General features: G+C 64.2%; 22 protein-coding genes, 1 pseudogene and 1 riboswitch. Of the genes and pseudogenes, 12 read left to right on the top strand and 11 right to left on the bottom strand.

Annotated elements, in window-relative coordinates; translation table 11 throughout:
* Positions 1–23: 23 nt before the first annotated feature.
* Complete coding sequence (locus C9427_RS18285) at positions 24–806, bottom strand: 3-hydroxybutyrate dehydrogenase (RefSeq protein ID WP_107650532.1); 783 nt, start codon at positions 804–806, stop codon at positions 24–26.
* A gap of 154 nt (positions 807–960) precedes the next feature.
* A complete protein-coding gene (locus C9427_RS18280; RefSeq protein ID WP_107650588.1) occupies positions 961–2,049 on the bottom strand; it encodes a citrate synthase/methylcitrate synthase in 1,089 nt (362 codons plus the stop codon).
* Positions 2,050–2,149: 100 nt separating this feature from the next.
* Between C9427_RS18280 and C9427_RS18275 the strand changes: the two genes are divergently transcribed.
* On the top strand, positions 2,150–3,298 hold the full coding sequence (locus C9427_RS18275) for a citrate synthase (protein ID WP_107650531.1): 1,149 nt from the start codon (positions 2,150–2,152) through the stop codon (positions 3,296–3,298).
* Between the two features lie 28 nt (positions 3,299–3,326).
* Here C9427_RS18275 and phaR read toward each other — a convergent pair whose 3' ends face one another.
* The gene (gene phaR, locus C9427_RS18270; protein WP_107650587.1) at positions 3,327–3,938 is read right to left on the bottom strand and encodes a polyhydroxyalkanoate synthesis repressor PhaR; all 612 of its coding nucleotides are present in this window, start codon (positions 3,936–3,938) and stop codon (positions 3,327–3,329) included.
* 300 nt (positions 3,939–4,238) lie between these two features.
* Between phaR and C9427_RS18265 the strand changes: the two genes are divergently transcribed.
* The 6 genes from C9427_RS18265 to C9427_RS18240 all read left to right on the top strand — a co-directional run bounded on the left by C9427_RS18265 (position 4,239) and on the right by C9427_RS18240 (position 12,126).
* Positions 4,239–5,423 (top strand): acetyl-CoA C-acetyltransferase, encoded by a 1,185-nt coding sequence (locus C9427_RS18265; protein ID WP_107650530.1) that lies wholly within the window; start codon positions 4,239–4,241, stop codon positions 5,421–5,423.
* Positions 5,424–5,514: 91 nt separating this feature from the next.
* Positions 5,515–6,237 carry a beta-ketoacyl-ACP reductase gene (gene phbB / locus C9427_RS18260; RefSeq protein WP_107650529.1) on the top strand — a complete coding sequence of 241 codons (723 nt, stop codon included), beginning with the start codon at positions 5,515–5,517 and terminating at the stop codon, positions 6,235–6,237.
* A 677-nt stretch (positions 6,238–6,914) separates the two neighbouring features.
* A complete protein-coding gene (locus C9427_RS18255; protein ID WP_107650528.1) occupies positions 6,915–10,286 on the top strand; it encodes a helicase-related protein in 3,372 nt (1,123 codons plus the stop codon).
* 14 nt (positions 10,287–10,300) lie between these two features.
* Positions 10,301–10,687, top strand: coding sequence for an RNA-binding S4 domain-containing protein (locus tag C9427_RS18250; RefSeq protein ID WP_107650527.1), 387 nt, complete (start codon positions 10,301–10,303; stop codon positions 10,685–10,687).
* 149 nt (positions 10,688–10,836) lie between these two features.
* A complete protein-coding gene (gene fdxA / locus C9427_RS18245; protein ID WP_008873823.1) occupies positions 10,837–11,175 on the top strand; it encodes a ferredoxin FdxA in 339 nt (112 codons plus the stop codon).
* 369 nt (positions 11,176–11,544) lie between these two features.
* Positions 11,545–12,126, top strand: a complete 582-nt coding sequence (locus C9427_RS18240) for a CarD family transcriptional regulator (protein WP_006327799.1) — start codon at positions 11,545–11,547, stop codon at positions 12,124–12,126.
* Positions 12,127–12,200: 74 nt separating this feature from the next.
* Here C9427_RS18240 and C9427_RS18235 read toward each other — a convergent pair whose 3' ends face one another.
* From C9427_RS18235 to C9427_RS18225, 3 genes are all read right to left on the bottom strand, one after another.
* Positions 12,201–12,974, bottom strand: coding sequence for an amino acid ABC transporter ATP-binding protein (locus C9427_RS18235; protein WP_107650526.1), 774 nt, complete (start codon positions 12,972–12,974; stop codon positions 12,201–12,203).
* The gene (locus tag C9427_RS18230) at positions 12,971–13,651 is read right to left on the bottom strand and encodes an ABC transporter permease subunit (RefSeq protein WP_107650525.1); all 681 of its coding nucleotides are present in this window, start codon (positions 13,649–13,651) and stop codon (positions 12,971–12,973) included. Before C9427_RS18230 ends, C9427_RS18235 begins: the two co-directional genes overlap by 4 nt.
* Before the next feature lie 194 nt (positions 13,652–13,845).
* The gene (locus tag C9427_RS18225) at positions 13,846–14,619 is read right to left on the bottom strand and encodes an amino acid ABC transporter substrate-binding protein (RefSeq protein ID WP_107650524.1); all 774 of its coding nucleotides are present in this window, start codon (positions 14,617–14,619) and stop codon (positions 13,846–13,848) included.
* A gap of 335 nt (positions 14,620–14,954) precedes the next feature.
* On the opposite strand from C9427_RS18225, the gene C9427_RS18220 reads away from it, so the two are divergent.
* Positions 14,955–15,818 (top strand): RNA polymerase factor sigma-32, encoded by an 864-nt coding sequence (locus C9427_RS18220; RefSeq protein WP_107650586.1) that lies wholly within the window; start codon positions 14,955–14,957, stop codon positions 15,816–15,818.
* 3 nt (positions 15,819–15,821) lie between these two features.
* Here the strand turns inward: C9427_RS18220 and C9427_RS18215 are convergent, their stop codons facing one another.
* The 4 genes from C9427_RS18215 to thiB all read right to left on the bottom strand — a co-directional run bounded on the left by C9427_RS18215 (position 15,822) and on the right by thiB (position 20,947).
* On the bottom strand, positions 15,822–17,291 hold the full coding sequence (locus C9427_RS18215; RefSeq protein ID WP_107650523.1) for a M48 family metalloprotease: 1,470 nt from the start codon (positions 17,289–17,291) through the stop codon (positions 15,822–15,824).
* Between the two features lie 254 nt (positions 17,292–17,545).
* On the bottom strand, positions 17,546–18,328 hold the full coding sequence (thiQ, locus tag C9427_RS18210) for a thiamine ABC transporter ATP-binding protein (RefSeq protein ID WP_107650522.1): 783 nt from the start codon (positions 18,326–18,328) through the stop codon (positions 17,546–17,548).
* Positions 18,325–19,941, bottom strand: coding sequence for a thiamine/thiamine pyrophosphate ABC transporter permease (gene thiP, locus C9427_RS18205; protein WP_107650521.1), 1,617 nt, complete (start codon positions 19,939–19,941; stop codon positions 18,325–18,327). The genes thiQ and thiP overlap by 4 nt, the downstream gene beginning before the upstream one ends.
* A gap of 7 nt (positions 19,942–19,948) precedes the next feature.
* Complete coding sequence (gene thiB, locus C9427_RS18200) at positions 19,949–20,947, bottom strand: thiamine ABC transporter substrate binding subunit (protein ID WP_107650520.1); 999 nt, start codon at positions 20,945–20,947, stop codon at positions 19,949–19,951.
* A 43-nt stretch (positions 20,948–20,990) separates the two neighbouring features.
* Positions 20,991–21,105: riboswitch (TPP riboswitch) on the bottom strand.
* 114 nt (positions 21,106–21,219) lie between these two features.
* Here thiB and C9427_RS18195 point away from each other — a divergent pair.
* The 4 genes from C9427_RS18195 (at position 21,220) to C9427_RS18180 (ending at position 24,303) form a co-directional block, all read left to right on the top strand.
* Positions 21,220–21,864 (top strand): thiamine diphosphokinase, encoded by a 645-nt coding sequence (locus tag C9427_RS18195; RefSeq protein WP_107650519.1) that lies wholly within the window; start codon positions 21,220–21,222, stop codon positions 21,862–21,864.
* 3 nt (positions 21,865–21,867) lie between these two features.
* Positions 21,868–23,685 carry an ABC-F family ATP-binding cassette domain-containing protein gene (locus C9427_RS18190; RefSeq protein ID WP_107650518.1) on the top strand — a complete coding sequence of 606 codons (1,818 nt, stop codon included), beginning with the start codon at positions 21,868–21,870 and terminating at the stop codon, positions 23,683–23,685.
* Positions 23,686–23,761: 76 nt separating this feature from the next.
* Complete coding sequence (locus C9427_RS18185; protein WP_097573514.1) at positions 23,762–24,004, top strand: type II toxin-antitoxin system CcdA family antitoxin; 243 nt, start codon at positions 23,762–23,764, stop codon at positions 24,002–24,004.
* Positions 24,004–24,303: a CcdB family protein gene (locus C9427_RS18180; RefSeq protein ID WP_107650517.1), complete on the top strand. Its 300-nt coding sequence runs from the start codon at positions 24,004–24,006 to the stop codon at positions 24,301–24,303. Before C9427_RS18185 ends, C9427_RS18180 begins: the two co-directional genes overlap by 1 nt.
* 32 nt (positions 24,304–24,335) lie before the next feature.
* Here C9427_RS18180 and C9427_RS18175 read toward each other — a convergent pair.
* Positions 24,336–24,995: pseudogene (locus C9427_RS18175) on the bottom strand (hypothetical protein); the annotation flags it as partial.

The following is a 24,995-nucleotide window of genomic DNA, read 5'->3' as shown; positions in this document are numbered from 1 at the left end:
GGATTTATCGCGCGCCCCCGAACTCACTGGGCGGTCCAGCCGCCGTCGACTGAGATATGCGTGCCGTTGATCTGCGCCGCCGCATCGGAACACAGGAACACCGCGGCTGCGGCGACCTGCTCGACCGTGACGAACTCCTTGGTCGGTTGCCTTTCCAGCATGACTTCGCGGATGACGGTCTCGCGATCCATCTTGTTGGCCTTCATCTGGTCGGGTATCTGCGCTTCGACCAGCGGCGTCAGCACATAGCCGGGGCAGATGGCGTTGCAGGTGATTTTTTCACGCGCAAGTTCGAGCGCCACCGTCTTGGTCAGGCCCATGATGCCGTGCTTGGCCGCGACATAGGCCGATTTGAACGGCGAGGCGACCAGCCCGTGCGCCGAGGCGACGTTGACGATCCGGCCGCCGCCGGCCTGTTTCATCAGCGGAATGGCGGCGGCAATGGTGTGGAAGGCCGACGACAAATTGATGGCGATGATCGCATCCCACTTCTCGACCGGGAATTCCTCCACCGGCGCGACATGCTGGATGCCCGCATTGTTGACGAGGATATCGACCGAGCCGAATGCCTCGGCTGCCTTCTCGACCAAGGCCCGGCATTCGGCCGGCTTCGACATGTCCGCCTTGATATAGGCCGTCTTCACCTTGTGGTGTTTGCCGATCGCATCGGCAATCGCATGGTCGTCCGCCGTATCGGAAAAGGAATTGACGACGATGTTGCAGCCTTGCGCCGCAAGCGCATGGGCAATGGCCAGACCGATACCCGAGGTGGATCCGGTGACGGTGGCGGTTTTTCTGCTGGACAAGGCGGAATCCTCAATGCTGCGCTGACAGGAATATATTGCAGTGCAGCATATATGTCTTGTGCGCCGTGAAACCAGCAGCACGGTCGACGCGATGACATGAAATTTTTGTCACGAAAGAGCGGGCTCGGCCCTGCAATGGGCCGAGGAGCGGACCTCAAGCGACCAGCTTCGGCACCGGCCCGATATAGCGAGACTGCGGGCGGATGAGGCGCCCGGTCGTCTGCTGCTCGCGCGCATGGGCGATCCAGCCGGCCACTCGCCCGGCGGCAAAGACGTTGGTGAACGCCTCTTTCGGGAAGCCTGCCGCCTCCAGCAGCAATGCGGTATAGAATTCGACATTGGTCTGGAGCGAGCGTGACGGTTTGGCGACCCGAAGCACCTCGAGCGCCGCCTGCTCCACTTTTTCAGCGAATGCCAGACGACGACCGGCTCCGTCCTCACTGCCGAGTTGCCGAACCACGGCCTTCAGCACGTCGGCGCGCGGATCGCGCACGCGGTAGATGCGGTGGCCAAACCCCATGATGCGCTCGCCGCGCGCGATTTCGGCGCGCAGCCAGCCGGCGGCATTGCCGCTTGCCTCGATCGCGTCCAGCATCTCGATCACCGGACCGGGCGCGCCGCCATGCAGCGGGCCTTTAAGCGCGCCGAGCCCGGCCAATACCGAGGACGTCAGGCCGGCCTGCGTCGACGCCACCACCCGGGTCGCGAAGGTCGATGCATTGAGGCCGTGGTCGCAGACCGTGACCAGATAGGCATCGAGGGCTCTGGTCAGTGTCGGCGACGCTGGAATGCCGGTCAGCATCCGCAGCATGTCAGCGGCATGATCGGCCTTCGCCTCCGGTGCGATCGGGCTTTCGCCGCGACGCAGGCGCAGCAAGGCCGGTGTCAGCACCGCGGGCGCGGCGATCAGCTGCAGCGCATCGGTCAGCCTGTCGCCGTCCGGCATCAGCGCGACGCCGGCCCGCATGCCGCTGTGGATGTCGAGCGAGGCGAGATAGGGCAGCACGGGTTCGATCTGGTCGAACACCTCGACGCGAGCCTGCCCGATTGCATCAGCCAACTGTCCCTCATCACGAAGGTCGTCGAAGAAGCCATCGAGCAACAGACGAACCACCTGGGAGTAGGACCAGCGGCCAGCCAGGTCCTGCAGCGAATGGCCTCGGATGGTGAGACGGCCGCCAAGACCGTCGACATCGGAGAGCACTGTTTCAGCCGCGACCACGTCATCGAGCCCGTTTGCCATGATTGTCTCCTTGACCGGTTTCACATCAGAAAATAATGGTGAGCGACAAATCAATCAATATTGATCAAGTTAATCAATATGCCGGACGCCAGGGTGGGACATGTCTGAGTGGCTGACGCGGGAAGAGGCTCTGGAAAGGCTCAAGGTGCGGGCGCAGACGCTCTATGCCTATGTCAGCCGCGGCCGCATCGGCGTCAGGCCGGATCGGCTGGACCCGCGCCGCAGCCAGTATCGCGCCGACGACATCGCGGCGCTGGCGACCCGCCGGGCGCGCGGACGAAGCCCCCAGGCGATCGCCGAAAGCGCCATCGCCTGGGGCGAACCGGCGATATCGACCTCGATCTCGACCGTCGAGCATGGCCGCCTGATCTATCGCGGCAGGGATGCGGCGGTGCTTTCCGCCACGGCCACGCTGGAGGAGACGGCAAGGCTGCTCTGGGCCTCCGGCGCCGCCGTATCGTTCACTTTGCCGGGTTCCAATGACAGACCCGAAACCGGCCGGGCGGCGGCTTTCGCGAGACTGGCCGCGCTGGCCGCCGAAGGCAGGATTTCGCTCGGGCGCAATTCGGCTTCACTGCATGAAGATGGCGCCGGCGCCATCGGCGCCCTGGCCCTGGCGCTGGGTGCGAGGCCGGGCAGCGGCTCCGTGCACCAAAGGTTGGCGCAGGGCTGGGCTGTCGACGCCGCAGGCGCGGATTTGCTCCGCCGTGCGCTGGTCTTGCTGGCCGATCATGAATTGAACGCGTCGACCTTCGCCGCGCGCGTCGCCGCCTCCACCGGCGCGCCGATTGCCGCTTGCCTGCTTGCCGGCCTCGCCACGCTTTCCGGACCGCGCCATGGCGGCGCCGCCGAAGCGCTGATGGGGCTGGTCGAGGATGCACAGAGGCTGGGGGCGGAGGCTGCCATCGGGCGCTGGCTTGGCCATGACAGGCCGCTGCCCGGATTTGGCCATGCGCTCTATCCTGAAGGCGATCCGCGCGCCCAGGCGCTGCTTTTCGGCATCGACGTGGACAGGGGGCTCGTGCGGCTGCGTGATGCCGTTTTCGCGGAAACGGGTATGCGCCCCAACGTCGACTTCGCGCTCGCCGCGCTGACGCGCAGCCTACATCTGCCGGCCGACGCACCGTTTCGTCTGTTCGCACTTGGCCGCAGCGTCGGCTGGACGGCGCATGCCGTGGAGCAGGTCGTGAGCAACAGCGTGATTAGGCCACGCGCGCGCTACGAGGGACCCCTGCCGGAGCTCACTTGAACATCTGGCGCGCTTTAGCCGCGAGCAATCACGACATGGTGTCGAGCTTGCGCTGCATGGCGGCGATCTGCTCCTTCAGCTCCTGAAGGTCGTCGGGCTTTTCCGGCGCATCCTTCCTGGCTGGTTCGGCCGGCGCCGTGCCGGGGCCATTCGTGCCGGCGGGCGGGAAGGGCGTGAACAGGCGCATGGCGTTCTGGAACATCTCCATGTTGCGGCGCGTCTGCTCTTCCAGCGCCTTGATCGGCGTGGCGATCTTCATCATGTCCAGCGGTGACTTGCCGAGCGCGCCCTTCATCTGCTCGCGGAACCGTTCCTGTTCCTTTGCAAAGGCGATCATCGACTGTTCGAGGAAGCTCGGCACGATCATCTGCATCTGGTCGCCGTAGAAGGCGATCAGTTGCCGCAGGAACGGGATCGGCAGCATGTTCTGCCCATCCTTGTTCTCCAGTTCGAAGATGATCTGGGTCAGCACCGGATGCGTGATGTCGTCCCCGGTTTTGGCGTCCTGGACGGTGAACTCCTCGCCCTTCTTGACCATGTCGGCGAGATCCTCGAGCGTCACATAGGTGCTGGTCCCCGTGTTGTAGAGGCGGCGATTGGCATATTTCTTGATGATGATTGGTTCGTCTTTCGCGGCCATCTGCATCCCTCCCCGGACACCGGCGCACTTGAGTAAGCGGCCGATAACGATTGCGCCTTTTCAAGGATATGCGCAAAAGCGTCACAATTCCAAGTGGTTTGTGCAGTGCGGGATCAATTAATGCTGCATGGCGGGCTGAATATGCTGCGCAGCAGCGACGACCCTATTCCCATGGGCGCGGGCAAATCGCTTGCAGCGCACGGCCAGCATGCCCATTTGCGATTTGACTTGGGTCATGGAACGGGCAAGAAAAGTCCCTAACGATACCCAAAATACGCCCCTTGAAGTCTGGAGAAGAACATGTCCGCTGCCAACACCATCGTCGTCGCCAGCGCGGCGCGCACGCCCGTCGGTTCCTTCAACGGCGCCTTCGCCAACACGCCGGCCCATGAACTGGGCGCCGTCGCCGTCAAGGAAGCGCTGACCCGCGCCGGCGTCGACGGCAAGGAGGTCGACGAGGTCATCCTCGGCCAGATCCTGACGGCGGCGCAAGGCCAGAACCCGGCGCGCCAGGCGGCGATGGCGGCCGGCGTGCCGCAGGAAGCGACCTCCTGGGGCCTCAACCAGCTCTGCGGCTCAGGCCTGCGCGCCATCGCGCTCGGCATGCAGCAGATCGCCATGGGAGATGCAAAGATCATCGTCGCCGGCGGCCAGGAATCGATGTCGATGGCCCCGCACGCGCAGCATCTGCGCAGCGGCGTCAAGATGGGCGACTTCAAGCTGATCGACACCATGATCAAGGACGGCCTGACCGATGCCTTCTACGGCTACCACATGGGCAACACCGCCGAGAACGTCGCCCGCCAGTGGCAACTGACCAGAGACGACCAGGACAAGTTCGCCGTCGGCTCGCAAAACAAGGCCGAGGCAGCGCAAAAGGCCGGCAGGTTCAAGGACGAGATCGTCGCCGTCACCATCAAGGGCAAGAAGGGCGACACGATTGTCGACCAGGACGAATACATCCGCCACGGCTCGACTCTCGAAGCCATGACCAAGCTGAGACCCGCCTTCGACAAGGAAGGCACGGTCACCGCCGGCAATGCCTCCGGCATCAATGATGGCGCCGCCGCCGTGGTGCTGATGACCGAGGCGGAAGCTGCTAAGCGCGGCATCACGCCGCTGGTGCGCATCGTTTCCTGGGCCACCGCCGGCGTCGACCCGCAGATCATGGGCACCGGACCGATTCCCGCCTCGCGCAAGGCACTGGCCAAGGCCGGCTGGTCGGTCGGCGACCTCGACCTGGTCGAGGCCAACGAGGCCTTCGCCGCGCAAGCCTGCGCCGTCAACAAGGACATGGGCTGGGATCCCTCGATCGTCAACGTCAATGGCGGCGCCATCGCCATCGGCCACCCGGTCGGGGCGTCCGGCGCCCGCATCTTCAACACACTGGTCTATGAGATGCGGCGCAGAAGTGCGAAGAAGGGTCTGGCCACGCTGTGCATCGGCGGCGGCATGGGCGTCGCCATGTGCGTGGAAGCACTTTAACGATATTGATGACCGGGCGACGCGCGTCGCCCGCTCTTTCTTCAATGCATAAAAAGCCCGAAAAACGGGCGTATCAAAAAAGGGGAAACGCATGAGCAAGGTTGCAATCGTCACAGGTGGGTCGCGCGGCATCGGCGCGGCCATATCGACCGCGTTGAAGAATGCCGGCTATTCGGTTGCCGCGAACTACGCCGGCAATGACGAAGCGGCGCAGAAATTCAAGGCGGAGACCGGCATCCCCGTCTACAAATGGTCGGTCGCCGACTACGATGCCTGCGCCGCCGGCATCGGCCGGGTCGAGGCTGATCTCGGCCCGGTTTCCGTGCTGGTCAACAATGCCGGCATCACCCGCGACGCCATGTTCCACAAGATGACGCGCGAGCAGTGGAAAGAAGTCCTCGACACCAACCTGTCGGGCGTCTTCAACATGACGCATCCGCTGTGGGGCGGCATGCGCGACCGCAAATTCGGCCGCGTCATCACCATCTCCTCGATCAACGGCCAGAAGGGCCAGACCGGCCAGGTCAACTATTCGGCTTCGAAGGCTGGCGACATCGGCTTCACCAAGGCGCTCGCCCAGGAAGGGGCACGGGCCGGCATCACCGTCAATGTCATCTGCCCCGGCTACATCGCCACCGACATGGTCATGGCCGTACCCGAAAAGGTGCGGGAATCGATCATCGCGCAGATCCCCGCGGGCCGTCTCGGCGAGCCGGAAGAAATCGCGCGCTGCGTCGTCTTCCTCGCCTCCGAGGACGCCGGCTTCATCACCGGTTCGACCCTCACCGCCAATGGCGGCCAGTACATTACCTGAGGCCTCGACAGGGACTGGGGCGGGCGGGAATGCCTTGCCCACTCGCTGCCCCAGCCCAACGCCCTGACCCAATCCGGCACGCAAAGGTTAAGGGCGGCTCAGCCGGGTGTGCAAAACCGGTTCCACAACCTGTGGATTCTCGGTGGAAAACCTGTTCACAACACAACATGTTGGAGTGAACAAAACAGGAATATCGGCCTATCTCTGATTCGTCGCCGTTTCGTTCCGGCTTTGACCGGAACGTTAACGACGAAGCCCGAAACCACAGCCGGAAAAGTTAAGGCGCATTAGCAAACATCAATAATTTCATAATCTTGGAAGAGCCCGATCGGCCCGCCACGATCGTTCACCGGCAAAGGTTAACGACGGCGTTCTCCTAGCATGAATCGGACCAGTTCACCGATTCAGCATGTGGTGCGTAACGCCGCCAGAAAATCCAGATATAGCCGTGAACAAAACCTGAATCTGCGTGAGTCAGTGATTCGTCGCCGATTCGTTCCAGACTCGTTCCACCTGTTAATTCGGGAGCAGAATGACGGCGCCCGTGCAGCCTTCGGTTCGCTGGCGGAACATTCCGCTTTCGCTTCGCGCGTGAAATCCCTATGTGTGCCCTGTCACACGCGCCACCACTGGCGTGCTCCCCGGCAATGAGCGGCAGAAGCGTTATTTCCGAGCCGATGAACATCCAGCCGAAACACACCGAGCCGCTGATCCTGTCGGGCCGCGACGTGACCGCCGTGCTCGGCCCGACCAACACCGGCAAGACCCATCTCGCCATCGAGCGCATGGTGGCGCATGACAGCGGCATCATCGGCCTGCCGCTCAGGCTGCTCGCCCGCGAGGTCTATGCACGCGTCTGCGAGAAGGTCGGCGCCCACAAGGTGGCGCTCATCACCGGCGAGGAGAAGATCCAGCCGGCGGGCGCGAAATACTCGGTCTGCACGGTGGAAGCCATGCCGCGCGAGACCGACGCCGCCTTCGTCGCCATCGACGAGGTCCAGCTTGCCGGCGATCTCGAACGCGGCCACATCTTCACCGACCGCATCCTGCATCTGCGCGGCCGCCAGGAGACGCTGCTGCTGGGTGCGGCCACCATGCACGGCATCCTCCAGCGCCTGCTGAAAGGCGTGTCGGTGGTGACCCGGCCACGGCTGTCGCATCTGGCCTATGCCGGGTCGAAGAAGCTGACCCGTCTGCCCAGACGCACGGCGATCGTCGCCTTCTCCGCCGACGAGGTCTATGCCATCGCCGAACTGATCCGCCGCCAGCAGGGCGGGGCCGCCGTCGTCCTTGGCGCACTGTCGCCCCGCACCCGCAACGCACAGGTGGCGCTGTTCCAGGCGGGTGATGTCGACTACCTCGTCGCCACCGACGCCATTGGCATGGGGCTCAACCTCGATCTCGACCACGTCGCCTTCGCCCAGAACCGCAAATTCGACGGCTATCAGTACCGCAACCTGACGGCGGCCGAACTTGGCCAGATTGCAGGCCGCGCCGGCCGGCACTTGCGCGACGGCACCTTCGGCGTCACCGGCCAGGTCGATCCGCTGGACGAAGATCTGATCAAGAAGATCGAGGGGCATGAGTTCGATCCGGTGAAGGTGCTGCAATGGCGCACCGCGCATTTCGATTTCGCCAGCCTGGATGCGCTCAAACGCTCGATCGAGACCAACGCGCCGGTCGAGGGCCTGACGCGCGCGTTGCCGGCGGTGGACGCGCAGGCGCTGGAGCACCTCTCGCGCGACGAGGAAATAAGGACGCTCGCCACGGATCCCAAGCGCGTGGCGCTGCTGTGGGAAGCCTGCGCGCTTCCCGACTACAGGAAGATCGCTCCGGCCCAGCATGCCGACCTGATCGCCTCGATCTACATGGACCTTGCCAGGCATGGCCATGTCGATGAGAATTACATGGCCGAGCAGGTGCGCCGCGCCGACACGACAGAGGGCGACATCGACACGCTGTCGCACCGGATTGCCCAGATCCGCACCTGGACTTTTGTTTCCAACCGCCCTGGCTGGCTGGCCGATCAGGCACACTGGCAGGAAAAGACGCGCGAAATCGAAGACAGATTGTCGGATGCGCTGCATGAGCGGTTGACGAAACGCTTCGTAGACCGCAGGACTTCCGTCCTCATGCGGCGCCTTAGAGAAAATACCATGCCTGAAGCCGAAATCAGCCCAACCGGAACCGTCCTCGTCGAAGGCCATCATGTCGGCGAATTGCAGGGGTTCCGCTTCACCGCCGACCAGAGCGCCGGCGGCGAGGATGCGAAGGCGGTGCGCACGGCAGCGCAGAAGGCGCTCGCAGCCGAATTCGAGGCACGGGCCGAACGGTTCGGCGCCTGCGCCAACGGCGATATCGCGCTCGGCTCCGACGGCACGCTGCGCTGGATCGGGGCACCGATCGGCACGCTGGTGGCAGGCGACGAGGCATTGAAACCGCGGCTGGTGCTGCTGGCCGACGAGCAGCTCACCGGTCCCGCCCGCGACAAGGTCGCGGCGCGTGCCGAGCGCTTCGTCAATTTCCAGATCGAATCCCTGCTGAAGCCGCTGGTCGACCTCAAGAATGCCGAGCAGATCACCGGTATCGGCCGCGGCATCGCCTTCCAACTCGTCGAGCATTTTGGCCTGATCAACCGTCGCGACATCGCCGAGGAGATGAAGTCGCTCGATCAGGAAGGCCGTGCGGCGCTGCGCCGGCTGGGCGTGCGCTTCGGCGCCTACCATGTCTTCGTGCCGGCCCTGATCAAGCCGGCGCCGGCCGGACTGGTGACGCTGTTGTGGGCGCTGAAGAACGACGGCAAGGACAAGCCCGGCTTCGGCGACGTGGTTCACGCGCTTGCGTCAGGCCGCACCTCGGTGGTCATCGATCCTGCTTTCGACAAGACGTTCTACAAGCTCGCCGGCTACCGCAATCTCGGCCGGCGCGCGGTGCGCGTCGACATCCTTGAGCGGCTGGCCGACCTGATCCGTCCAGCAACCAACTGGAAGCCGGGTCTGGGACAGCGCCCTGATGGCGCCTATGACGGCCAATCCTTCATGGTGACGCCGCCGATGATGTCGATCCTCGGCGCCACCGCCGACGACATGGAAGAGATCCTGAAAGGTCTGGGCTACCGGGCCGAACCGAAGCCGGCGGCCGAGGTGAAGGCGCGGCTGGAAGCGCAGGACACTGCCGCGCGCGAGGCTGCTGCAGCAAAGCTGGAAGAGGCCGCACGCGCCGAGCAGGCCAAGGCGGCGGAAGCCGCGGCAACGGACGCAGCCGCGGAGGCGTCGGTCGAAAATTCTGAGCCTGCCGTCGCGGCTGAAACTGCAGCCGACGGCTTGGTGGAGCCTGTCGCCGAAGCCCTGCCCGCCGCGGAAGAGCAGCCCGAAGCTGCATCCGAAATCACGCAAGAGGCTCCGCTCTCTGCAGAAGCCGCTGCCGAGGAGCCTGCTGAACCTGCACCGGCTGACGAGCCAGTGGCCGAAGCCGAACCTGTTGAGGTCGCAGCGGCAGAGCCAACCGAAGCTGAACCCACCACGGAACCGGCGCCAATCGAAGAGCCTGCCGCAATGGCGGAAATTGCCGCCAGCGAGCCCGCCGTGGAAGCCGAGGAGCCGAAACCGATCCTGCTGTGGCGGCAGGGTCGCTTCGACCAGCGCCCCCGCCACCGTCACCACGACAATCGCGCTCGCCCACGCGCCGGACAGGCTGCGCAGGGCCGAAGCGATGCGCCGGCAGGCGCCGAAGGCGCGCCCCGGCCGACCCATGAGGGCCGCCGCGACCAGCGCGACGGCGCCGGCAAGCCGCGCTTCGACCGCTCGAAGTTCAAGCCCAGGCCACAAGGCGAAGGCGCGGAACGCCGCGATGGCAAGCCGCAAGGCGAGCGTCCCGACCGCCGCGACAACAGGCCTGACTGGAAGGGCGGCCGGCAGGACGGCAAGGGCGGCGCGCCAGGCGGCAAGCCCGCCTTCCAGGCAAAACCGCGTGAGGAGCGCCCGGTGCGCTTCGATCCGGACTCGCCCTTCGCCAAGCTTGCCGCGTTGCGCGACCAGCTGAAGAAATAGCTCAGCCCGGTCCGATGGTTGCTGAAGGCCGCCAGCGCATCGACAAATGGCTGTTCTTTTCGCGTGCGGTGAAATCGCGCTCGCTGGCGGCGAAGCTGGTGGTGGCCGGCCGCGTCCGCATCAATCGCGACAAAGCAGCGCAGGCCTCGGATACGGTCCGGCCCGGCGACGTTCTCACCATCACGCTCGAGCGGCGCATCTTCATCTGGAAGGTGCTTGGCACGGGGACCCGACGCGGCCCTGCCGAGGAAGCGCGCACGCTCTACGAGGACATGTCGCCGCCGCCCGCGCCGAAGGGCGAAGCTGTTCCCGACGCGATTCCGGCACTTCGCGAGGCCGGCAGCGGCCGCCCGACCAAGAAGCAACGCCGGGAAACCGACCGTCTGATCGGCGAAGACTGAGACATTGACGCCCTTTGCTGCACCAGCCCTCTGGAATTCCATTCCGGAAACACCGGCATCATCCGCAATGGCTGCCCTTGCAAGCGGTGGGCAAAGACGTTACCTCACCAAAAAAGCCCAGCAAAACTGGGGCATTCCGGAGCCGATCGATGACCTATGTCGTGACCGACAATTGCATTAAATGCAAATACATGGACTGCATCGAAGTCTGTCCGGTCGACTGTTTCTACGAAGGCGAGAACATGCTCGTCATTCATCCCGACGAGTGCATCGACTGCGGTGTCTGCGAACCGGAATGCCCGGCCGACGCGATCAAGCCGGACACCGAGCCGGGGCTCGACAAATGGCTGCAGATCAACACCGAATATGCCGAAAAATGGCCCAACATCACGGCCAAGAAAGAGCCTCCGGCAGACGCCAAAACCTTCGATGGCGAGGCAGGAAAGTTCGAGAAATATTTCTCCGCCGAGCCTGGTGAGGGCGATTGACGGAACACCAACCGGGGTGGGATTACGTGGCGTAATGGCCATGAGACATTAACTGCCTTGACAGGCAGCGATTGTGCTCGGCCTTCGCTTATGCAGCAAAACCTTGATTCTTCCGACTTTTTGTGCTACATGAGCGAAACATGCCGGTGACACAACGTCGATTTATGGCGCCAACGCCCCAAATCACTGAAAGGTGAATTTCTCAATCCGGACCAGAGCAATCTGGGGCAGGCGGTCGCAATTATGCGGTTTGCCGGTCCTGGCTTTTCCGGTGAGTTCATCTGTTGTGCGGCTAACGGTCGGCAACCCGACCGCACGAGTTCAGCCGGCGCCGCCATGCCGGCACCACAACAAGGAGTTCACGGCGTAATGGCAACGATCACCCCGCAGAAGAAGTCCACCGCAGCACGTCACGGTTTCAAGACCGGCGAGTACATCGTCTATCCGGCGCATGGCGTCGGCCAGATCGTCTCGATCGACGAGCAGGAAGTTGCGGGCCACAAGCTGGAACTGTTCGTCATCGATTTCCAGAAAGACAAGATGCGCCTGAAGGTTCCGGTCGCCAAGGCGACCTCCATCGGCATGCGCAAGCTGTCGGAAGAGGATTATGTCGAGCGCGCCCTGAAGGTCGTGCAGGGTCGCGCCCGCGTCAAGCGCACCATGTGGTCGCGCCGCGCCCAGGAATATGATGCCAAGATCAATTCCGGCGACCTGATCTCGATCTCGGAAGTGGTGCGCGACCTCTACCGCGCCGACAACCAGCCGGAGCAGTCCTATTCCGAACGCCAGCTCTATGAGGCGGCACTCGACCGCATGGCGCGCGAGATCGCGGCCGTCAACCGCATGTCGGAAACCGAAGCGGTGCGCCTCATCGAGGTGAACCTCAACAAGGGTCCCAAGCGCGGCGCCAAGGCCGACAACGAGGAAGCCGAGCAGGAGGAAGCTGCCTGAAGCTTTTTCGCTTTTGAGTTCTGAAAACCCGGCCTTGCGCCGGGTTTTTGTTTTTGAGCAGACCGACGGGAGGCCTACCTCTCGCCGCTGCCTTCCTTCTCCGCCTCCTGCTTCAAGGTCGCAATGAACCGCTTGGTCCGTTGCCGCTCCGGATTGCTGAACAGCACGGCCGCCGGACCCTTTTCGACAATGACACCGGCGTCGAGAAACACCACTTCCTGCGCGATCTTGGAGGCGAGCCTGAGATCATGCGTCGCCATCACCATGGTCGTGCCTTCGCTGGCGAGCTGGCCGAGCACGTCGACCACCTCTTGCGCCAGTTCGGGATCGAGCGCCGAGGTCGGCTCGTCGCAGAGCAGCACTTTCGGCGATGGCGCCAGCGCCCGGGCAATCGCCACGCGCTGTTGCTGACCGCCCGACAGCGTTGCCGGCCAGGCGTCGGCCTTGTGCGCCATCCCGACCTTTTCCAGCAGCGCAAGCGCCCGCTCGCGCGCCCGCTCGGTTGGCCATTTGAGCACGGTGACCAGCCCTTCCATGACATTCTCGATCGCGGTGCGATGCGGAAACAGCTGGAAATTCTGGAACACCATGCCGGTCTGCAACCGCAGGCGCTGGATGTCCCTCGTGGAGACCTTGATCCCTGGACGAAATTCCAGTGTCTCATCGCCGATGCGCACCGTGCCCGAGGTCGGGATCTCCAACAGGTTGATGCAGCGCAAAAGCGTGCTTTTGCCGCCGCCCGAGGGGCCGACAAGGGCGGTGACGCTGCCTTCCTCGATGCTGACGGTCACCCCCTTCAGCACGAGATTGTCGCCAAAGCGCTTCTCGATATCGGTGAGGCCGATCATGACCGCGCCTCCAGGAAACCGCCATAGCGGTTGAGCCGCACCTCCAGCCGCGTCTGCAACGCCGACAGCACCGAGCTCATGACAAGGTAGAGGATCGCCGCCTCGACATAGAGGATCAGCGGCTCATAGGTGGTGGCGACGATGCGCTGCGCCGCCTGGAACATTTCCGGCACCGTGATGGCGGCGGCCAGCGACGTGTCCTTGACCAGCGAAATGAAGGTGTTGGACAGCGGCGGCACCGCGACGCGGCCGGCTTGCGGGAGAATCGTGCGCCGCATCGCCTGGCTCCAGGTCATGCCGATCGAATAGGCCGCCTCCCACTGCCCCTTCGGCACCGAGCCGATGACGGCGCGGATGATTTCCGACGTGTAGGCGCCGATGTTCAGGGTGAAGCCGATCAGCGCCGCTGGAAAGGCGTCGAGCAGGATGCCGACCGAGGGCAGGCCGTAGAAGATCAGGAAGAGCTGCACCAGAAGCGGCGTCCCGCGGAAGATCCAGACATAGAAGCGGACCACGGCGACCAGTGGTTTCGGGCCGAACAGCCGGATGAGCGCAACGACCAGGCCGACGAACAGGCCGAAGGCGAATGACAGCAGCGTCAGCGGCACGGTGAAGATCAGCGCCGCCCACAACGCCGTCGGCAATGAATCCAGCATCAATTGCAGCCAGTGCGGCACGGGAGGCTCCTCCTAATGCATGTCGCGCAGAAGTGCGCAGCGGTTTTGCGATAACGTGTCGCGTGAAGCCGTTCAAACACGACGCGTTTTGGCAAGATCGCCCTGCCTATCATGCGAAAAGCGGCGAGCCGTCAAAGACGGCTCGCCGCGAAATAGTTCGGGCTGGCCGGCGATCCGCCCGCCCAGTGATTGCGTTACTTAGAAACGTCCTGACCAAAATAGGTGTCGGCGATCTTCTGGTAGGTGCCATCGGCCTTGATGTCGGCCAGCGCCTTGTTGATGGCGGCGACCAGCTCCGGATCGCCCTTGCGCACGATAACGCCGGAATAGTCGGCGTTTTCTTCCTGCGCGGCGATCTTCACATTGGCGTCGGGCTTGTGCTTCTTGAAGTCGAGAAAGGACAGGCTGTCATTGATGGTGGCGTCGGCGCGGCCGGTAAGCAAGAGCTGGATCGACTGGTCGAAGCCGTCGGTGCCAACGAGTTCGGCGCCGTTGGTTTCGGCAAGCTTGCCGAAATTCGAGGTCAAAGACTGCGCCGCCTTCTTACCCCTGAGGTCGGCGAAACCCTTGATGTCGGTGTTGTCGCCGCGCACGATCAGCACCGCCTTGGAGGCGATGTAGGGATCGGAGAAGTCATATTTGGCCTTGCGCGCCTCGGTGATGCCGACCTCGTTGATGACGGCGTCGTAGCGGTTGGCGTCAAGGCCGGCGATCAGCCCGTCCCATTTGCCTTCGAGGAACTCGACCTTCACACCAAGTTTGTCGGCGATCGCCTTGGCGATCTCCACGTCGAAGCCGACAAGCGCGCCGGAAGCGTCATGATAGGTGAAGGGCGCATAGGTGCCTTCCGTGCCGACCTTGATGATGCCGGCCTGCTTGATCTGATCGAGATTGGCGCCGGCGTGGCCCGATGTGACGGCCAGAACCTGCAGCGTTGCCGCGATGATGATCGATGTAAGCCATTTCATTTTTCTGTGATCCCGTCCTGGCCGGCATTCGGCGCTTTACGAAGAACCGGAAAATGGCAGATGCGGACAAGCAAAATAAGGAATTGAATTTCAAAGATAGCCGGTTTCAGAAATCCCATTCTCAAAAAGCCATACCAACTGCCCCGACCACGCCCATATAGGCCGCCACTATGCCTTTCCGCGACGCAACTCCCGCAACGCAACCCGGATGGCGCCCGTCGGAACATTCCCCGGCATGGCGAGTTTTGTCTGTTCTAGGGCGCAACGTCGACATTTCAACCGCGCCCGGCAAGATCGCGGCCGCCAGTCCGTCCGCAAGCCGAACAGGAGCCGGCATGATCGAAGACACGGCAGGACGAACCATGGTCCGGGCGGCGATGCGAGCCCCCTATCTTGAGCGCGAGGAAGAGCACGTCCTTGCCTTGCGCTGGAAGGAAGACAACGATCAGCATGCGCTGCATTGCATCACCATGGCGCATATGCGCCTGGTCATTTCCATGGCCTCGAAATTTCGCCATTACGGCCTGCCGCTCGGCGACCTGATCCAGGAAGGCCATGTCGGCTTGCTCGAAGCCGCGGCCCGGTTCGAACCTGAGCGCGAGGTGCGCTTTTCGACCTATGCGACATGGTGGATCCGCGCCTCGATGCAGGATTACATCCTTCGCAACTGGTCGATCGTGCGCGGTGGCACCAGCTCGGCGCAAAAGGCGCTGTTCTTCAATTTGCGGCGCCTGCGCGCCCGCCTGGCGAATGGCGCCGAGCCGCTCTCCAATGCCTCGCTCTACCGCGAGGTGTCGGTGGCGCTTGGCGTCTCCGAAGCCGACGTAGCGATGATGGACTCCCGCCTTTCGGCGCCGGACTCTTCGCTCAACCAGCCGCTCGCCGACGACGCCGGCGCCACCGAGCGGATGGAGTTCCTGGTTTCGGACGATCCGTTGCCGGATGAGATCGTCGGCGAGACGATCGATGTCGAACGCCGCTCAGTCTGGTTGAAGACGGCGCTCGGCGCGCTCAATGCCCGCGAGCTCAGGATCATCGAGGAGCGCCGGCTGAGCGACGAGGGCGCCACGCTCGAATCGCTCGGCGAGGCGCTCGGCATCTCCAAGGAGCGTGTTCGCCAGATCGAGGCGCGCGCCATGGAGAAGCTGAAAATAGCGCTGGTGGAGCAGAACCCCGAGTTTCTGGCGACAGCCGCCTGATCGCTATTTGTCAGTAACGATCTTGACCTTGTCGCCGGCCGAAACGGCAGCGCCTGGCGACAGCGCGTTGATCACCCGGAACAGATCGAGCTTGCGGTCGACGCCGACCATCTGCGCGGCGAGCGAACCCATGTTCTGGCCTGGCTGAACCGTGACAACGCGGATATGCAGCGGCTTCAGCGCCGCCTTCTCGGCCGCGCTCAGGATGCGGAAGGAGCCGCTGACCGAACGCGCCACTCCATCAAGTGTGGTGCTGGCGGACGGGGCTGCCGTCAACAGCCGGTAGACCTGGCCGCCGGCGCGGATCACCGCGATGTCGAACTGCCAGCCTTCGGCGCCGGCATGTGCGGTCGCCGCCTCATTGCCGTTGATCGTTTCCTGTTTCACGCTGCTGTCGTCGAGACCGGCCACCCAGCCGCTGCGGATGTAGTCGGTCAGCGAGCGGGTCTTGTCGATCGACACGCCGTCGAAGCGGATCGCCATGTCGCCCGGCCCGGTCGCCGTCACCGCCGCCGCCGAATTATCGATGACGAAGCCGTCCGGCACCGAGAACGACACGCCGAGGCCCGGGTGCAGGAAGGTTTCGCCGCGCACATAGCCTTCCTCCGGCGTGTCGCCATAGAGCAGGCCATCTATGCCGGCGAGGAAGGAATCGCGGTCGCGCGAGCCGACGCCGGGCGCGCCGAACTGGCGGGCATGGCGCTGCGCCAGATCGATGCGCTGCGGCGTGTTGGGGTGCGTCGCCAGGAAGTCGAGGCTGGCGTCGGTGGCGCCGCTGATCGAGCGGAAATCGGTATAGGCCGACATCGACTGCAGGAAGCGGCCGGCGGCATAGGGATCGAAACCCGCCTCGCCGATCGACTTGATGCCGATGGCGTCGGCCTCAAGCTCCTGGTTGCGCGAGAATTGCGCCAACCTGAGCTTGCCGCGGATCAGCGCCGCCTTGGCTGTCGGGCTATCGCCGAGCACGTCGGAAACCACCTTGGTCGCCAACCCCTCCTCGGCCTCCAATTGCTGGCGCTGCAGGCCATGGTTCGCGGTGACATGGCCCATCTCATGCGCGATGACCGCGGCAAGCTCGGCCGAATCGTTAGCCAGCGCCAGCAGCCCGCGGGTGATGTAGAGATAGCCGCCCGGCAAGGCGAAGGCGTTGACGTTGGGCGAATTGAGGATGGTGATACGATAGGTTTGGGTCGGGTTGGCCGACACCACGGTCAGGCGGCCGACAACCTTGGCGACCATGCGCTCCAGCTTGGGATCGGAATATTCGCCGCCATAGGTGGCCAGGATGCGCGGATGCTGCGCCTTCGCCATTTCGGCGAGCTTGCTGTTGGCGGCGACGTTGTCGACCGTGATCGGCTTGTCGGAAGGCTGAAAGCCGGATTCCTGGACGTCGGGAGGCGTGAACATCTGGCAGCTTGCCAGCGCCACGGCAAAGCCGGCCAGCGCGAGAAAGCGCGCCAGCGGATTCATCCTCACTCTGTCGGTGCCAATTGGCAGAACAGCTTCCTTTCGGGTCTCAACGCACGACTTCGAAAATCGATGCCGATTTTCGAAAAGACATGCACAAAATCAAACTGCTACCGCACCCTTTGCGCCTCGAATAGGGCGCGTGGCGCCGTAGTCGCAAATCACGGCCTGCGCCGGACCGGTTGGGCCGACCTAGCCACACTACTCAGACCATGGCAAGCAAACGCCGCATCGCCTGAAGCTGGTTTGGCCATAAATTATGTCCGCTTCCGGGCAACATCTCGTGATCCGTCGCCAAACGGACCTGCACCGAGATAGCGCCGGAAAGCTTCCGGTCCAGAGCGGTCGAAGAAATCGGCGGCGACACCCGTCGCGGCAACCGTGCCATTGTCCAGGAACGCCATGTTCTGGCCGATACGGCGCGCATCTTCCGGCTGGTGCGTGACGAATAGCACCGTCATGCCTCGTTCCACATGAACGCCAGCCACCAGATCGAGCATATCGTCGCGCAGGGCCGGCCCAAGCGAGGCGAACGGCTCGTCGAGCAGGAGCACCGGCCGGTCCCGCACCAGGACCCGGGCGAGCGCCACGCGTTGCCGCTCGCCGCCCGAGAGTTCGCGCGGCAGGCGCTGTTCCTTGCCGGCGAGGCCGACGCGCTTGAGCGCCTCGGCGACCGCGGCATGGTCGGCCGCGGTCAGCCTGAGCGAAGGCGAACGGCCGAGCCCGACATTGCGTTCGACGGAAAGATGGGCAAAGAGATTGTTTTCCTGGAACACCATCGACACCGGTCGTGCCGAAGGCGGTTCGGCGCCGACATCGGCGCCGCCGATCAGCACGCGTCCCGATCGCGGCGTCTCGAACCCGGCCACCAGATTGAGCAGCGTCGATTTTCCCGAGCCGCTCGGCCCCATGATGGCGGTTATCTTCGACGCTGCGAACTCGACATCGAAGACAAACGACGTTTCGCCATAACTGAACGAGACTTGTTCCAGCCGCACCGCCGCGCCTTTTTCCGCTCCGGCTTTCCTGGCAGACGTCATGTTCTTTCTCCTCGTCCCAGCCAGTCGGCGGCAAGGACCAGCGCGAGGCAGACGAACCCGAGCAGCAGCGCCAGCCCGGCGGCATCCGCCGTGCGATAGCTGCCCATGCGCGCCAGCAAGAGATAAGGCAATGTCTGCACCGAATCGCTGCCGAACAGCGCAATGACGCCGAGATCGCCGAGCGACAGCGCCATGGCAAAGGCAAAGCCGGTGGCGAGCGGCCGCCTGAGCGACGGCCAGTCGACCAGCCGGAGCCGGTTCCAGCCGGAAATGCCGAGTTGTGCGCAGAGCCGTTCATGGCGTTCGCTCGCCGCATCATAGGCGGGGCGGACGGCGCGGATGGCAAAGGGCATTGCCATCACCGCGTTGACGGCGACGACCATGACCGGAGCGATGGCAAAGACATCGCTGACCGTGCGCAGCAGCAGGAACCAGCCGGCGCCGATGACGATGGGCGGCACGACGAGGACGAAGCCGGCGCCGGTATCGGTGGCGTGTTCGAGCAGCGTCCTGGCGCCAATGCCGCGGCTCAAGGCCAGCGCCCGCCGCGCCATGATGAGCGACAGCGACAGCGCCACCGAAAGCAACGCCGCCAGCAAGGCGAGCACGGCGCTGGTCAGCGTCGCCTGCCGCACCGCGCTCTCGCCGGCCAGTCGGCCGAGATCGGCACCAAGGCCTGAAGCCACCGTGGCCGCCATCGGCCCGGCGACGAACAGCAGCGCGGCAATGATCAGCAAAGCGTTCAGCGATGTCTCGGCGGCGCCTGCCGAGAGATACCGGCGCGGCGCTACCGGCAAATTGGCGTCGCCGACCGTATTGGCGCCAAGCCGCATCAATGCCAGCACCACGACGAACGTCAGACCAATCTGCAGCAGTGTCAGCGTCACCGCGCGGGCCGGATCGAAATCGAAGCGCAAAGCCTGGTAGATGGCGACCTCCAGCGTCGTCGCGGCCGGCCCGCCGCCCAGCGTCAGCACGATGGTGAAAGAGGTGATACAGAGCATGAAGACGAGCCCGGCGACGCCGGGCAATGCCGCCCGCAGCACCGGCCATTCGATCAGCCGGAAGGCCGGTCTGGCGCCCATGCCGAGTTGGCTCGCCAGCCGCCACTGGTCGGCCGGCACCGTTCCCAGCGCTTCAAGGAACAGCCGTACGCTGAGCGGCAGATTGAAGAAGACATGGGCGACGAGAATGCCGGACAGGCCGTAGATGCCGGGCCAGCTTTGGCCGCTGACCTGGCTGAGAATGCCGGCGAAATAACCGGCCCGGCCGTAGAGGGCCAGAATGCCGAGCGCCGCGACGATGGCCGGCAGCGCCAGCGGCACGGTAAAAAGCTGCAGGATGAAGCCGCGACCGAAAAAGCGCGGGTGCCGCGACAGGGCGCGAGCCACAAACAGCGCCGGCACCACGGAAAGCAGCGTCGACAGAAGTGCCTGCCAAAGGGTGAAACGGACAACGCGCAGGAGGTAGGGATCGAAGGCCGACGCCGCGCCTGACGGGTCGCGTGCGCCCTCCACGACAAGTCCGGCAAACGCCCCGCCGATCAACAACGCTATCACCGCCAGCGCGATGACGCCGGCGGTGACGCGGGGATCGGTTGAACGCACCGGCATCGCGGCGCTATTTGCTCATCACCGCCAGCCATTCGTCGACCCAGGCCTTGCGATTGGCCGCGACCTCGTCGGGGCTGAACAGCAAGGTCTTGGTCGGCTTAACCAATTTGTCGAAGGCCGGATTGAGCGGCTTGTCGGTCTTGCCGGCCGGGAACATCCAGTTGGTCTCGGGAATGATGTCCTGGAATTTCGGTCCGGTCATGAAGGTCAGGAACTTCTGCGCCAGCGGGTTCTTCGCGCCTGAAGTGGTGATGCCGGCGACCTCGATCTGCAGATACTCGCCCTCCTCGAAAGAGGCGGCCTGATAGCGCTCGGTATTCTCGGCAATCACATGGTAAGCCGGCGAAGTGGTGTAGGACAGCACCATCGGCGCCTCGCCCTTGGTGAACAGGCCGTAGGCCTCGCTCCAGCCCGGCGTCACTGTCAGCACCTTTGCCCTGAGCTTCGCCCACGCCTCCGGCGCCTTGTCGCCATAGACCGACTTCACCCACAAAAGCAGACCGAGGCCTGGCGTCGAGGTGCGCGGATCCTGGATGACGATCTTGTCGGCGGCATCGCCCTCGACCAATTCCCTGAGGCTCTTCGGCGGCGTCTTCAGCTTCTCGGTGTCATAGACGACGGCGAAATAGCCATAGTCGAACGGCACGAAAATGTCGTCGCTCCAGCCGCCCGGCACATTGACATCCAAGACCTCGCCGTGTGGCGCAAACAGCCCGGTCGCCTTGGCCTCAGTGGTCAGATTGGTGTCGAGGCCGAGCACGATGTCGGCCTTGGTCGCCGCCCCTTCCAGTCTGACGCGGTTAAGCAGCGCCACGCCGTCGGCGACCGAGACGAAATCGACAGTGCAGCCGCATTCGGCCTCGAATTCCTTCTTCACCGCAGGGCCTGGACCCCAATCTGCGGTGAAACTCTCATAGGTATAGACGGTGAGTTTGTCCTGCGCGGATGCCGGCACGGAGCCAGCAAGCACAATTGCCAAAATAAGGGAGCATAAAAGCGTGCGCATCGGCGCCTCCTTCGTTCGCGTGGAAAGGAATTGAGGCGTCGGGTTGTCCGAAGCGTCTAATCCCTCCGCCGGTACAAACCGGATCAGGTTCAGCGGGTTGGCAGGCTTGCCTCTCAGCCGGTCCGCGAAGATCGCGTCCGGCACCCCGTTAGAGCGTTTCGACACATAAGCCCGGCCGAAGTGCCGCGCAAGCGGAAGTTTGCCGGCGGCCAAGGCATGGCCTTGCGTTTCGCCTTCCGTTTCTGGAGCAGGGCTGGTAAGGGCCACGCGATATGAGCACATTCACCATCCTGCTTGGCGGCGATCTCATCCGCACGCCGCTGCTCGACCGCCAGGTCGAAGGCTCCCGCGTCATCGCCGCCGATGCCGGCATCGGCCATGCCCGGATACTGGGCCTGACGCCGGAGCTCTGGGTCGGCGATTTCGATTCCGTGCCGGCCGATTTGCCGGACGATCTGGCTTCCGTGCCACGGAAAGTGTTTCCGGCCGAAAAGGACATGACCGACGGCGAACTCGCCATCGCCGCCGCCCTCGAACGCGGTGCGACCAGCCTCGTGCTAGCAGGCGCGTTCGGCGGCAAGCGCGCCGACCACGCGTTCCTGCATCTGGCGCTCGGCGTTCGGCTGGCTGAGGAAGGGACGAAGGTATTGTTGACCAGCGGCGCCCAGGAAGGCGTCCCCTTGCTGCCGGGCAAGGCCCGATTCGACTATGCCGGCGGCACGCTGTTCTCGATCCTCGGCTTCTCCGACCTTTCCGGCCTGACTGTAACCGGCGCCCAATGGCTGCTGAACCATGTCGATGTCGCCTTTGGCTCGTCGCTGACCATATCCAACGCGGTCAAGGGCCGGCTCGAGATCGCGCTCGGCCATGGCCGTGCACTGCTGCTCGCCCATCCCTACCCGCTTCCCGAAAGTTGATTTATGGCGCCGCCGCTTCTCAATCTCGACGGGATAAGACTGACCTTTGGCGGCACGCCGCTGCTCGACGGGGCTGAGCTGACGGCTGCGGCAGGCGACAAGATCGCCTTGGTCGGCCGCAACGGCTCGGGCAAGTCGACGCTGCTGAAGATTGCCGCTGGGCTGATCGAGCCGCAGGATGGCGAGGTGTTCCGCCAGCCTTCGGCCACTGTGCGCTATCTGCCGCAAATGCCCGACATGGATGGTTTCGCCAATGTCCGCGCCTATGTCGAGGCGGGGCTCGGTCCGGCCGACGATCCCTACCGCGCCACCTATCTGATGGAGCATCTCGGCCTCTCCGGCGAGGAGCGGCCGAACGACCTTTCCGGCGGCGAAGCACGGCGCGCGGCGCTCGCCCGCGTCATGGCGCCGGAGCCCGACATTCTTCTCCTCGATGAGCCGACCAACCATCTTGACCTCTCGGTCATCGAATGGCTGGAGGAGGAGCTCAGCCGTACCTCCTCGGCGCTGATCGTCATCTCGCACGATCGCCGCTTCCTCGAGCGCGTGTCGCGCGCCACCGTTTGGCTTGACCGCGGCCAGACCCGCAGGCTCGACAAGGGTTTCGGCCATTTCGAGGAATGGCGCGACCAGGTATTGGAGGAGGAAGAGCGTGAGCAGCACAAGCTCGGCCGCCAGATCGTGCGCGAGGAGCACTGGCTGCGCTATGGCGTGACGGCGCGGCGCAAGCGCAACATGCGTCGGCTCGGCGAATTGCAGACCATGCGCCAGCGCTTTCGCGGCCATCGCGGCGCCGAAGGCGCGGCGACCATGGTGGCCAGCGACGCGGCGGAATCCGGCAAGCTGGTCATCGAGGCGAAAAACATCGAAAAGAGCTTTGGCGATCTTACAGTGGTCAAGGGGTTCTCCACCCGCATCCAGCGCGGCGATCGCGTCGGCCTGGTCGGGCCGAACGGCGCCGGCAAGACGACGCTTTTGAAGATGCTGACCGGCGAATTGCAGCCGGATGCCGGAACGGTGCGACTCGGCACCAATCTGGAGATCGCCACGCTCGACCAGAAGCGCGAGGCCGTCGATCCGCAAGAGACGCTGGCCAACTACCTGACCGACGGGCGCGGCGAGAACCTCGTCATCAATGGCCAGCAGCGCCACGTCGTCTCCTACATGAAGGATTTCCTGTTCAAGCCGGAGCAGGCGCGCACGCCGGTGCGCGAACTTTCCGGTGGCGAGCGGGCGCGGCTGCTGCTCGCCCGCGTGCTGGCGCGGCCGGCGAACCTCCTGGTGCTCGACGAGCCGACCAACGATCTCGACATGGAGACGCTGGAGCTGCTGCAGGAGCTGGTCGCCGGTTTTGCCGGGACGGTGATCCTGGTCAGCCACGACCGCGATTTCCTCGACCGCACAGTGACCAGTGTGATCGCGCCCGACTCCGGCGGCCGCTGGATCGAATATGCCGGCGGCTACTCGGACATGCTGGCGCAACGCGGCGGCACAAGGCTCGACGACCGCAAGGCGCGGACAAGGTCAGAAAACGGCGACGCGGCGGCGGACAAGGCTGAGGTGGCTCAACCGAAGGGGCCGGCCAAAAAACTGTCGTTCAAGCAGAAATTCGCGCTGGAATCCCTGCCCAGGAAGATCGAGGCGGTGACGGCCTCGATCTCGCGGTTGGAGAACAACATCGCCGATCCCGCTTATTACGAGCGCGACCCGGCCTCGTTCCAGAAGACCATCGCCGCGCTGGACAAGGAGCGCGCCACGCTGGCTGCGCTCGAGGAGGAATGGCTGGAACTGGAGATGCTGCGCGAGGAGATGGAGGGTTAAGTCTCGAATTCAAGCATCTTGTCGTTGCGACTGGACAGGGATGCGCATACATTATGCGCATGTTGCGGAGGTCGTCATGCGCAAGATAGCTGTGAATGCGGTTCGCCAGCCGGCAAATCTGTCGATCGACTCAAAGCTCATGAAGGAAGCCAAGGGACTCGACGTGAACGTCTCGCGCGCCGCGGAAGCCGGCATTGCAGAGGCAGTGGCGGCCGAGAAGACGCGGCTGTGGAAGCTTGAGAACCGCGCGACGATAGATGCGTGGAACGAATATATCGAAAAACACGGCATTCCGCTGGCAGAACATCGGCAGTTCTGATGGCGCGCTACGATGTCTTCGCGGGTAGCATCGAAGGCGGCTATCTCCTTGACGTTCAGGCCGATCTGCTCGAGCACTTCAAGACCCGGGTGGTCGTCCCGCTTCTGCCGGCCGCGATGGCGCCATCGCCGATGCGAAAGCTCCATCCCTTATTCGAGATCAATGGGCGGAAATTGGTCATGGCCACCCATCTGATCGCCACGATCGCAGCGACTGAACTGGGCGAAAGCCGACTGAATCTGACGAGGCATCACGACGACATCGTCGCCGCGCTCGACATGCTGTTCCAAGGCTTCTGAAGCGTTGGGAAGCTTGGGCTAGCGAACCGGCCTCAGCCCGCCGTCTTCGCCTGCCAAGCCTTCAGTGCCTCATCGAACACCTTCTCGCCGGGAATGCCCTTTTCCATGGTGAGCAACGCCCGCCGGCCCGTCTTGTAGACGACCGGCACGTCGATCCAGTCCTGGCCCCTGAGCAAGGTCAGATTGGCGTCTTCGTCTGCTTTGGTGTCGTTGAGCGCGACCAGGAAGAAGCCGTCGGCAATCTTGGCCGGGATGCCGATCAGTGGGCTGCCGGCATCCTGTTCGGAGCTCTTCATGGCGACGCGCAGGATGTTGTCGACCCCGCCGCCGTCGAAACCCTCGGGTGTCAGGAAGATCATCTCGATGATGTGGCTCGCCGGCAGCGTCTGGTCGGTGTTGCGGCGGATGGTCATGCGCAATTGCACATTCTTGCCGGGAATGGTCGCCTCGGCGCGGATCGCCGGCTCGGGCGGCAGGTTGCCACCAGGCGACTCCTGCACCAGCGACCAGACAATGCTGCCGGGCTCGGCCGAGCCCTGGGCGGTGCTGGTGCGCTCCTCGTAGAAGATTGCCTTCTGGCCGACCGGCACTGCCGTTTCCGCCGGTGCGGCCGTCGGCGCTGCCGGTGCGGCGCCTGGGGCCGGAGTTGCCGCGGCATCGGCCGGCGCCGCCGGTGCGGGGCCGGCGGCGGG

The sequence above is a fragment of the Mesorhizobium helmanticense genome (assembly GCF_003034915.1).
GTDB classification, from domain to species: domain Bacteria; phylum Pseudomonadota; class Alphaproteobacteria; order Rhizobiales; family Rhizobiaceae; genus Mesorhizobium; species Mesorhizobium helmanticense.
Note: the sequence above shows the minus strand (reverse complement) of the source record. Positions and strands in the feature narration are given on the sequence as shown.

What these genes read in the sequence shown, in the direction of transcription:
- C9427_RS18215 (WP_107650523.1), bottom strand. Translation starts at nt 17,291, where the DNA reads ATGAATCCGCTGGCGCGCTTTCTCGCGCTGGCCGGCTTTGCCGTGGCG.
- C9427_RS18180 (WP_107650517.1), top strand. Translation starts at nt 24,004, where the DNA reads ATGGCGCGCTACGATGTCTTCGCGGGTAGCATCGAAGGCGGCTATCTC.
- phbB (WP_107650529.1), top strand. Translation starts at nt 5,515, where the DNA reads ATGAGCAAGGTTGCAATCGTCACAGGTGGGTCGCGCGGCATCGGCGCG.
- thiP (WP_107650521.1), bottom strand. Translation starts at nt 19,941, where the DNA reads ATGCCGGTGCGTTCAACCGATCCCCGCGTCACCGCCGGCGTCATCGCG.
- C9427_RS18195 (WP_107650519.1), top strand. Translation starts at nt 21,220, where the DNA reads ATGAGCACATTCACCATCCTGCTTGGCGGCGATCTCATCCGCACGCCG.
- C9427_RS18220 (WP_107650586.1), top strand. Translation starts at nt 14,955, where the DNA reads ATGATCGAAGACACGGCAGGACGAACCATGGTCCGGGCGGCGATGCGA.
- C9427_RS18240 (WP_006327799.1), top strand. Translation starts at nt 11,545, where the DNA reads ATGGCAACGATCACCCCGCAGAAGAAGTCCACCGCAGCACGTCACGGT.
- C9427_RS18235 (WP_107650526.1), bottom strand. Translation starts at nt 12,974, where the DNA reads ATGATCGGCCTCACCGATATCGAGAAGCGCTTTGGCGACAATCTCGTG.
- C9427_RS18255 (WP_107650528.1), top strand. Translation starts at nt 6,915, where the DNA reads ATGAACATCCAGCCGAAACACACCGAGCCGCTGATCCTGTCGGGCCGC.
- phaR (WP_107650587.1), bottom strand. Translation starts at nt 3,938, where the DNA reads ATGGCCGCGAAAGACGAACCAATCATCATCAAGAAATATGCCAATCGC.
- fdxA (WP_008873823.1), top strand. Translation starts at nt 10,837, where the DNA reads ATGACCTATGTCGTGACCGACAATTGCATTAAATGCAAATACATGGAC.
- C9427_RS18275 (WP_107650531.1), top strand. Translation starts at nt 2,150, where the DNA reads ATGTCTGAGTGGCTGACGCGGGAAGAGGCTCTGGAAAGGCTCAAGGTG.
- C9427_RS18225 (WP_107650524.1), bottom strand. Translation starts at nt 14,619, where the DNA reads ATGAAATGGCTTACATCGATCATCATCGCGGCAACGCTGCAGGTTCTG.
- thiB (WP_107650520.1), bottom strand. Translation starts at nt 20,947, where the DNA reads ATGCGCACGCTTTTATGCTCCCTTATTTTGGCAATTGTGCTTGCTGGC.
- C9427_RS18250 (WP_107650527.1), top strand. Translation starts at nt 10,301, where the DNA reads ATGGTTGCTGAAGGCCGCCAGCGCATCGACAAATGGCTGTTCTTTTCG.
- C9427_RS18280 (WP_107650588.1), bottom strand. Translation starts at nt 2,049, where the DNA reads ATGGCAAACGGGCTCGATGACGTGGTCGCGGCTGAAACAGTGCTCTCC.
- thiQ (WP_107650522.1), bottom strand. Translation starts at nt 18,328, where the DNA reads ATGACGTCTGCCAGGAAAGCCGGAGCGGAAAAAGGCGCGGCGGTGCGG.
- C9427_RS18185 (WP_097573514.1), top strand. Translation starts at nt 23,762, where the DNA reads ATGCGCAAGATAGCTGTGAATGCGGTTCGCCAGCCGGCAAATCTGTCG.
- C9427_RS18265 (WP_107650530.1), top strand. Translation starts at nt 4,239, where the DNA reads ATGTCCGCTGCCAACACCATCGTCGTCGCCAGCGCGGCGCGCACGCCC.
- C9427_RS18190 (WP_107650518.1), top strand. Translation starts at nt 21,868, where the DNA reads ATGGCGCCGCCGCTTCTCAATCTCGACGGGATAAGACTGACCTTTGGC.